The sequence below is a fragment of the Compostibacillus humi genome, assembly GCF_014637175.1.
GTDB classification, from domain to species: domain Bacteria; phylum Bacillota; class Bacilli; order Bacillales; family Amphibacillaceae; genus Oceanobacillus; species Oceanobacillus humi.
In genome coordinates this window covers 1-7,732 of record NZ_BMEV01000094.1, presented here as the reverse complement: position 1 = coordinate 7,732, position 7,732 = coordinate 1, and the positions used below count along the sequence as shown (strand labels likewise).

The following is a 7,732-nucleotide window of genomic DNA, read 5'->3' as shown; positions in this document are numbered from 1 at the left end:
ACTATATTTTACCAAAAAGGGATGTTTTTTTGTTCATTTTTAGATATAATGTTGTGAATTCTTTCAGTCATATCAAGTGTTTACTAGTGTTTTTCGACTGCGAAAGTTGAGTTAGCAGATATTTGAACGCATAAAGCTGCTGCAATTAGGACAATAAGCAAATCCAAGCGGACTTCCCCATGCAAGGAAGCTAAACCGGTGCCGGCCAATATCGGGCTAATCGTGCCGCTAAATGTCAATGGCCGGACAATTTGCAGCCAGGACAGTTTACTGACAAACGTTTTATTCGGCAAGACGAGGGAAGATGCATCTTCTGTTTGTTTCGTTCCCATAACGATCCCTCCTATTTTTTTACAATACTTAAAGAAGAACCATAATAACGACGAGCGCGATAAAGCCGATTACCTCCATAGATTCCATAACCGTTAAACGGAATAGCCCCCGCATCAATGGTTCTTTATTGCCATTAACTGCTTCTATCCAGACAAAATCGTCGAGAAATAACCGCATCATACCGCGGTAGCCGACAAAGATGCCCCACAATAAGGCAAAGATGCCAAGGAAAAAGGCGGTCAGCCAAAGATGGCCATAGGTTGAATAAAAAAGGGCTTCCCATGATTTTATCGGACCAAAAACGGTGCCCAGCAGAAAACCTGTGAATATGACAAGGGAACCGATTAGCGTAAATAAATGGTGGGTCCACTTCATCAGTTGAATGAGGAATTTTCTCTGGTTCTCCAGAGGCATTTTTAATGTAACCGGATAAACTCCCCAGCCGACAAACATAATTCCGCCGGCCCACATGATGCCGAGGAGAATATGGATAACGAGAAGCACTTCTCTCATCATTTGCTTCCCCCTTTCTAACGTCCTTACTTCAAGTTTAAACGGATAAAAAAACACGACTGTGACGTGAATCACATTGCTGAAGAAGTTTTTGGAGAGAATTTGAACAATAACCGGCCTGAGGGAATGAATTAGGACTAGCTATTTAGGCTGTCATAGTTGGTAATGATCTTGTATTTGCCTGTTCCAGAACATAAAACAGAGGAAAAAAACTAAAAAAATCTATTGAAATATAACGGGAAATTATGATAATATATAAAAGTCATAAGGATGACGGGACATTAGCTCAGTTGGCAGAGCAGCTGACTCTTAATCAGCGGGTCGTAGGTTCGAGCCCTACATGTCCCATCCATGCGAAAGAGGATTTGCAGATTGCAAATCCTCTTTTTTTTTTTTGAAGCACTTTCCCGCCACGATTCTATTAATTCTCTTATCCTGTTATTTAGCATTGCATTAGATATTTCTTCCTATTTCCCGCTTAACTTTTTGTTGATTTTATCTTTTTAATATTTTATAATCATAGTAATCATTCAGAAGTATCAGAAAAATTAATATTTAAAATAGGGGGAAATTCGATGAACAAAAAATGGAAAGCATTGATTGCAGCAATGTTCCTGTTTGCTTTAACCGTACTTGCGGCTTGCGGCTCCTCTGGCGATGAGTCTAGTACAGAAGACAGCGACAGCGATAGCGGAGACAAGTCAAAGCTTATAGTCGGTACAGATGCTACATATGCGCCAATGGAGTACATGGATGACAATGGCAATATTGTAGGAATAGACATCGATATTGTGGAAGCGGTTGCAAAAGAAATTGGCGTTGAAGTGGAGTTTCAAAATGTCGGCTGGGAACCGTTATTCCCTGCAGTAGAAAATGGGGAAGTGGATTTTGCAGTTTCCTCCATCACAATTACAGAGGAAAGAAAGGAAAATTTTGATTTCACCGATCCGTATTTTGTAGCCAATCAAGTAATCCTTGTTCCGGAAGGGTCAGATATTAAAAGTGCTCAAGATTTAGAAGACAAAAAGGTAGCGGTTCAAATTAATACAACAGGACATATCGTTGTCCAAGACCTTTTAGGAAATACAAATCCAAATATTGTGGCGACGGAAACGATGCCTCTTGCCATTAGTGAAATGCTCAACGGAAATGCGGATGCGGCTGTTGGTGACAATTCGGTTGTCATTGACTATGTTAAAAACAATCCGAATGTGGAATTAGAGATTATAGAAGATGATTATTTCGAAAAAGAATACTATGGATTAATGGTGAAAAAAGGCAATACAGAGCTTTTGGAGAAGCTGAACGAAGGCATTCAGAAGATAAAAGAAAACGGCAAGCTGAAAGAAATTACAGGATTTGATATGGAGTAAAGGAATTAATCTCTTCAACTAAACTCATGCTCTATATCTAATCCTGGAGGTGGTTTCCCATCGAATTACTAGATATTCGGCTGGACATGATCTGGAACTATAAAGAACTATTTATCCGTGGAATTTGGGTAACCCTTGCTTTGACCCTCGTTGGGTATATCGGCGGAATAATGCTCGGGTTGCTCATTGGATTAGGCAAGTTATCCAAAAAGAAATGGATTTATTATCCTAGCAAGTATTATGTTGACTTTTTTCGCGGGACACCTCTTCTCGTGCAAATATTGCTGATCCACTTGGCGGTAATACCTACCATTTTTGGTCAATCGTTAGGCTATTTCGTATCCGGTGCTACGGCTTTAATGCTGAATTGTGCAGCATATAATGCAGAAATCATCCGTGCTGGGATTCAATCCATTGACAAAGGGCAAATGGAAGCTGCCCGTTCCTTAGGAATGCCTCATAAATTAGCAATGCGGCATATCATTCTTCCTCAAGCATTAAGAAGAATGATTCCTCCCTTCGGCAATGAATTAATCGCTTTGCTGAAAGATTCGTCCCTTGTCACTGTTATTGCTGCCAACGATTTACTGTACGCCGGGAAAATTGTCGCTGGTGCTTATAACCGTTTCTGGGAACCTTATATTACAGTAGCTGTTTTATATTTATTTTTAACTTTCCTGTTTACGAGAGTAATTGCTTACACGGAGAAACGGTTTAGCAACAGCTATGTACCGCGGCAACGGAGGCGAATGTTTACCTTTGGCCGTCCAACTGGGGGGAGCAGCTGATGATAAAAATAGAAAATCTGTATAAGTCTTTTGGGGATTTAGAAGTATTAAAAGGGATTGATTATGAAGTTAAAGAAAAAGAAGTTATTTGCGTCATCGGCCCGAGCGGATCGGGGAAAAGCACCTTTTTGCGGTGCATCAATTTGCTGGAAGAAATAACGGCTGGCTCCGTCTATATTGACGGGGTAAAAGTGAATGACCCGAATACGGATATTAATGAAGTCCGCAAAGAAGTTGGGATGGTTTTTCAGCAATTTAACCTCTTTCCCCATATGAACGTTTTAGATAACATTACCATTTCCCCGCGAAAGGTGAAAGGAATGAATCCGACTGAGGCAGAAGAACTGGCTATCCAGCTTTTGGAGAAAGTAGGGCTGAAAGATAAAGCAAAGGCATATCCGGAACAGTTATCCGGCGGGCAAATGCAGCGGGTTGCCATTGCCAGGGCTTTGGCAATGCAGCCGAAAATTATGCTGTTCGATGAACCGACTTCGGCCTTAGATCCGGAAATGGTAAAAGAGGTTTTAGATGTAATGAAACAGCTTGCTTTTGAAGGAATGACGATGGTCGTCGTTACCCATGAAATGGGATTTGCCCGGGAAGTGGGCGACCGGATAATTTTTATGGATCAAGGATATATTGTGGAAGAAGGAACACCAGAAGATATATTTGTCCATGCTAAAAATGAGCGAACAAAAGCATTTTTAAGCAAAGTGTTATAGTGGTGACCAGGAGCCGATGTACGCATCGGCTCTTGGTTATTAATATTCGCTTTCCTTCGCATCTTCTTTAACGGAAGCGGATGGTTGAATTTCCTGTTCATCCAGTTTTTTAAACCCTTTATCGAGTCTTCCCGCATTCTCGATATCACCAGAAGCGACATAGCCGCCGATTTTCATGTTTGACGTATTCCCGTAAAGGCCCATGCCGCCCAGCTGTACATTGATATTTTCCTGCTTTTTCTTTTTATTATTATCCATCAATTCACCTCCTAGGTGTAATATGACCGTAAAGCCCGTTTTCCACACGATGTTTCCCCAGTTAAATTTAGGAAAAAACTGGATAATGTCGAGAAAATAAAAACCTATTGACAATTCCACGGTTCCTATCCATAATATTATTAATCTAAAGTTATCATGAATACTTGAACGTTTACGAAGGACTAGTATGCGGGGGAGTTGTGCAAGAGAGCGGAATTTATAAGCTGGAAGATTCCGTCACGAACGAATCCGCAGAACCTGCCTTCCGAGTCCCATGCAAACATGGGCGCATCTTCGGCGTTAACGAAGCAAAGCGGGATGTATGATGCATCCAAAAAATGGTGGTACCGCGGAAGAGCAAGCTCTTTCGTCCTTTTGTAAAAGGGACGAATGGGCTTTTTTAATCCTTTCTTTAACTGACCAGGAACGAACATAAAGAAAGATAAGGAGAAGATGAATATGGCAAAGGAACGGATCGTTGTCAAAATTGGCAGCAGTTCATTGACGAATGAGAAGGGCGAACTTGATCTGGAAAAATTAAGGGACCATGTCCATGCCCTGGCGAAATTACGGCAGGAAAACCATGAAGTGATCCTCGTTTCTTCAGGGGCAGTAGCAGCAGGATTCCGCGGATTAGGCTATTCGTCCAGGCCGGTAACAGTAAAGGGAAAACAGGCGGCGGCTGCTGTTGGCCAAAGCATATTAATCCAAACGTACATGGAGGAATTTCGCCAATTCCAAGTGACGGCAGCACAAATTTTACTGACCCGTTCCGATTTTTCCAATCGTGTCCGTTATCAGAATGCCTTTGCAACGATAACCGAATTGCTGGATCGGGGCGTATTGCCGATCATTAACGAAAATGACACGGTGGCGGTGGACGAATTAACCTTCGGCGACAACGATATGCTTTCCGCTTTAGTTAGCGGCTTTGTCCATGCGGACCGCTTAATTATTTTAACTGATATTAACGGAATCTATACGGATAATCCAAAGACGAATCCTGAAGCAATGAAATACGACAAGTTGGATGAAATTACCAAAGAAATGATTAAACAAGCGGGAGCAGCCGGATCAAAAGTGGGGACCGGCGGAATGAAATCGAAACTGCTGGCAGCAAAAACGGCCCAATCGCTAGGCGTGTCCGTATTTATCGGTAATGGCAAAGGAAAGGATAAGTTACTAAATGTACTTGCGGGAAAAGGAAATGGAACTTATATAAACGAGCTTGATACAACCTTAAACACGAGGAAACAGTGGATTGCATTACATTCCGAATCTTTTGGCAGAATTTATGTCGATGAAGGTGCCCAGGATGCCATCCTGTATCATGGCAAGAGCTTATTGTCTGCTGGTGTTTTTAAAGTGAAAGGAACATTTGAAAAAGGGGATGTCGTCGAAGTCATCGGCACGGAAGGATTTCTTGGCAAAGGGGAAGTGAAATGTTCATCTGAAGAACTGAAAGGGTGGATGGATCAGCAAAAAGGCACACGTGCTATCGAAGTAATCCACCGGGATCAATGGGTAGAAATGAAATATGAGGAGGAGAGGATAGGATGAGTGAAGTACGGCAGAAAGGAAAACTGGCTAAAGCAGCAAGTTTCCAGTTAACGGGAATTTCTACAGAAGAAAAAAATGCTGCATTAGAGCGGATTGCGGAAGAATTGCTGAACAGCGCAAAGGAAATTTTGCAAGCAAACGAAAAGGATATGGAAGCGGGCAGGGAAAAGGGATTGTCCGAGGCAATTTTAGACCGGATTTTATTGACGGAGGAACGAATCCGCGGAATGGCAGAGGGAATTAGGCAAATCATTGCCCTGAATGACCCGGTAGGTGAGGTTTTAGAGACGATTGAAAAGGAAAACGGCCTCCTTATTGAAAGAATTCGGGTGCCAATCGGCGTGGTCGGCATGATTTATGAAGCTCGGCCAAACGTGACGATTGATGCAGCTTCCTTGGCATTAAAAACCGGAAATGCCATCATTTTGCGGGGGAGTTCATCAGCCAAATCTTCGAATCTGGCGTTAGTGAAGATGATCCATCGGGCATTGGAGAAAAGTGCAGTTCCAAAAGATGCGGTGCAGCTTATCGAAGATACGAGCAGAGAAACAGCAAGAGAGTTATTCCGTCTCAATGACTATTTGGATGTGCTCATTCCTCGGGGCGGAAAAAACTTAATTCAAACGGTTGTGCAGGAGTCTACCGTACCCGTCATTGAAACCGGTGCAGGAAATTGCCATATTTATATTGACGAATCTGCGGATTTTACGATGGCGAAAGAAATCGTACTAAATGCAAAATTACAGCGTCCTTCCGTCTGTAACGCTGCGGAATCGTTATTGATTCATCCAGCCTGGTTAGAAAGATACGGGAAAGACCTTTTAGTGAGCTTGCATAATCAGCACGTAGAAATTTATGGAGATGACTCAGTTCGTGGGATTTTCTCCCAGGCTAAACCGGCGACAGAAGAAGATTGGCATACAGAATATTTAGGTCTTGCAATTAGTGTAAAAGCAGCGGACGGGGTCGAGGAAGCAATTGACCATATTAATCAGTACGGAACGAGACATTCGGAAGCGATTGTGACGGAAGATGAAGAAAATGCTGCTTTGTTTTTGCAAAAAGTCGATGCCGCCAGTGTCTATCATAATGCATCGACCCGTTTTACTGACGGGTTTGAGTTCGGCTATGGCGCTGAAATCGGCATCAGCACCCAAAAATTGCACGCGAGAGGACCGATGGGGCTGCCGGCACTGACTTCTAGCAAATTTGTCATTAAAGGAAAAGGGCAAATTCGTCCATAAGACTGCCACATACGGGCAGTCTTTTTCTTTTGGCTATGTTAAAGTTTATTGTTGATATATAGGGTAAAAAATTAGAACTTCCGTTTTTTGGAAGTTCTATTAGTAATAACGTCTTCTTCAACTAACGCACCCGTTAACGAAAGAAAACAGCATAAATTATAAAACCTAATATAAATAAAAGTATGAGTATCCCTGTACCTTTCCAACCTAAACCATCTACTAAATCAGAAAGGTTGCTCCCATGAATACTACTAGAAGGATTTTTCAACTCTTCTTGTCTCATTTTTTCTCTCCTCATTTCAGGAGTTTCTTTATCTTTATCCATTTTAATTCCCCCTTAAATTTCAATAACCATATTCAACTCTTCTGCCCCGTTAGTTGAACAAGCATCAGTGTTTATACAGCAAATTTATTTAACCTAAGTGTATCATAGGTTTCTGAATTCTGTACTAAATTCCCTTTAATAATCAAGTCATTCATTGTTACTTCATTTCTTTGGTGATGGATACTTTCCAAGACCTGAAACCAAGTAAGGTAATTGTTTAAATACTTGGTCGCAACACCATTAAATCGTTGCATCCAACCTTTTAGTCTTCTATGATAATTATTCACGTTCTGGATGTGATAAAGCCCCTTAGTACGAATCTTACCATCGGACTTGAATTGGTAAATATCCATTCCTTTTTCAGCAGCATATGTTTTAAATGCACGCCAAGAATCCGTGCATAGTATATTTTCACTTGAAAGCCTATGCCCGATGGCTTTGTCTAATTGGTCTTTGGTTAACCTACCCATACCTAATATCTGCGAAAAGGTGGTTTTATCACAGTCTCTTGCAACCAACACGCAAACTTGTTCATTGCTTATACCACGTTTCTTCGCAGAACCACCACGCTTACGTGGTTTTCTACCTTTAATTTTTCTTTGTCCTTTTTCTGAGT

Annotated in this window: 10 protein-coding genes and 1 tRNA gene; 6 read left to right on the top strand and 5 right to left on the bottom strand. The window is 41.6% G+C overall.

The genetic code is table 11. The features are described 5' to 3' along the window. Nucleotides 1-83: 83 nt before the first annotated feature. Both IEV18_RS15795 and IEV18_RS15790 read right to left on the bottom strand, forming a co-directional pair. Nucleotides 84-332 carry a hypothetical protein gene (locus IEV18_RS15795; RefSeq protein ID WP_188393343.1) on the bottom strand — a complete coding sequence of 83 codons (249 nt, stop codon included), beginning with the start codon at nucleotides 330-332 and terminating at the stop codon, nucleotides 84-86. A gap of 28 nt (nucleotides 333-360) precedes the next feature. Beyond that, on the bottom strand, nucleotides 361-849 hold the full coding sequence (locus tag IEV18_RS15790; RefSeq protein WP_188393342.1) for a hypothetical protein: 489 nt from the start codon (nucleotides 847-849) through the stop codon (nucleotides 361-363). Between the two features lie 272 nt (nucleotides 850-1,121). Here IEV18_RS15790 and IEV18_RS15785 point away from each other — a divergent pair. The 4 genes from IEV18_RS15785 to IEV18_RS15770 all read left to right on the top strand — a co-directional run bounded on the left by IEV18_RS15785 (nucleotide 1,122) and on the right by IEV18_RS15770 (nucleotide 3,729). Beyond that, nucleotides 1,122-1,194 (top strand) — tRNA-Lys (locus IEV18_RS15785). A 227-nt stretch (nucleotides 1,195-1,421) separates the two neighbouring features. Next, nucleotides 1,422-2,219, top strand: coding sequence for a basic amino acid ABC transporter substrate-binding protein (locus IEV18_RS15780; RefSeq protein ID WP_188393341.1), 798 nt, complete (start codon nucleotides 1,422-1,424; stop codon nucleotides 2,217-2,219). A gap of 86 nt (nucleotides 2,220-2,305) precedes the next feature. Beyond that, nucleotides 2,306-3,007, top strand: a complete 702-nt coding sequence (locus IEV18_RS15775; RefSeq protein WP_188393340.1) for an amino acid ABC transporter permease — start codon at nucleotides 2,306-2,308, stop codon at nucleotides 3,005-3,007. Next, the gene (locus tag IEV18_RS15770) at nucleotides 3,007-3,729 is read left to right on the top strand and encodes an amino acid ABC transporter ATP-binding protein (protein ID WP_188393339.1); all 723 of its coding nucleotides are present in this window, start codon (nucleotides 3,007-3,009) and stop codon (nucleotides 3,727-3,729) included. Before IEV18_RS15775 ends, IEV18_RS15770 begins: the two co-directional genes overlap by 1 nt. A gap of 39 nt (nucleotides 3,730-3,768) precedes the next feature. Here IEV18_RS15770 and IEV18_RS15765 read toward each other — a convergent pair whose 3' ends face one another. Next, nucleotides 3,769-3,987 carry a hypothetical protein gene (locus IEV18_RS15765; protein ID WP_188393338.1) on the bottom strand — a complete coding sequence of 73 codons (219 nt, stop codon included), beginning with the start codon at nucleotides 3,985-3,987 and terminating at the stop codon, nucleotides 3,769-3,771. A 459-nt stretch (nucleotides 3,988-4,446) separates the two neighbouring features. Here IEV18_RS15765 and proB point away from each other — a divergent pair, with 459 nt between their 5' ends. Further along, nucleotides 4,447-5,547 carry a glutamate 5-kinase gene (gene proB / locus IEV18_RS15760; RefSeq protein WP_188393337.1) on the top strand — a complete coding sequence of 367 codons (1,101 nt, stop codon included), beginning with the start codon at nucleotides 4,447-4,449 and terminating at the stop codon, nucleotides 5,545-5,547. Continuing rightward, nucleotides 5,544-6,791 (top strand): glutamate-5-semialdehyde dehydrogenase, encoded by a 1,248-nt coding sequence (locus tag IEV18_RS15755; RefSeq protein ID WP_188393336.1) that lies wholly within the window; start codon nucleotides 5,544-5,546, stop codon nucleotides 6,789-6,791. The genes proB and IEV18_RS15755 overlap by 4 nt, the downstream gene beginning before the upstream one ends. Nucleotides 6,792-6,924: 133 nt before the next feature. On the opposite strand, the gene IEV18_RS15750 is transcribed toward IEV18_RS15755, so the two are convergent. Both IEV18_RS15750 and IEV18_RS15745 read right to left on the bottom strand, forming a co-directional pair. Then, on the bottom strand, nucleotides 6,925-7,116 hold the full coding sequence (locus tag IEV18_RS15750) for a DUF6366 family protein (RefSeq protein ID WP_188393335.1): 192 nt from the start codon (nucleotides 7,114-7,116) through the stop codon (nucleotides 6,925-6,927). Between the two features lie 71 nt (nucleotides 7,117-7,187). Continuing rightward, on the bottom strand, nucleotides 7,188-7,732 hold a 545-nt coding region (locus IEV18_RS15745; protein WP_188393334.1), incomplete at its 5' end, for an IS1595 family transposase.

Excerpts from the sequence above, each read along its gene's own strand:
- IEV18_RS15795 (WP_188393343.1), bottom strand. The coding sequence starts at position 332 with ATGGGAACGAAACAAACAGAAGATGCATCTTCCCTCGTCTTGCCGAAT.
- IEV18_RS15790 (WP_188393342.1), bottom strand. The coding sequence starts at position 849 with ATGATGAGAGAAGTGCTTCTCGTTATCCATATTCTCCTCGGCATCATG.
- IEV18_RS15780 (WP_188393341.1), top strand. The coding sequence starts at position 1,422 with ATGAACAAAAAATGGAAAGCATTGATTGCAGCAATGTTCCTGTTTGCT.
- IEV18_RS15775 (WP_188393340.1), top strand. The coding sequence starts at position 2,306 with ATGATCTGGAACTATAAAGAACTATTTATCCGTGGAATTTGGGTAACC.
- IEV18_RS15770 (WP_188393339.1), top strand. The coding sequence starts at position 3,007 with ATGATAAAAATAGAAAATCTGTATAAGTCTTTTGGGGATTTAGAAGTA.
- IEV18_RS15765 (WP_188393338.1), bottom strand. The coding sequence starts at position 3,987 with ATGGATAATAATAAAAAGAAAAAGCAGGAAAATATCAATGTACAGCTG.
- proB (WP_188393337.1), top strand. The coding sequence starts at position 4,447 with ATGGCAAAGGAACGGATCGTTGTCAAAATTGGCAGCAGTTCATTGACG.
- IEV18_RS15755 (WP_188393336.1), top strand. The coding sequence starts at position 5,544 with ATGAGTGAAGTACGGCAGAAAGGAAAACTGGCTAAAGCAGCAAGTTTC.
- IEV18_RS15750 (WP_188393335.1), bottom strand. The coding sequence starts at position 7,116 with ATGGATAAAGATAAAGAAACTCCTGAAATGAGGAGAGAAAAAATGAGA.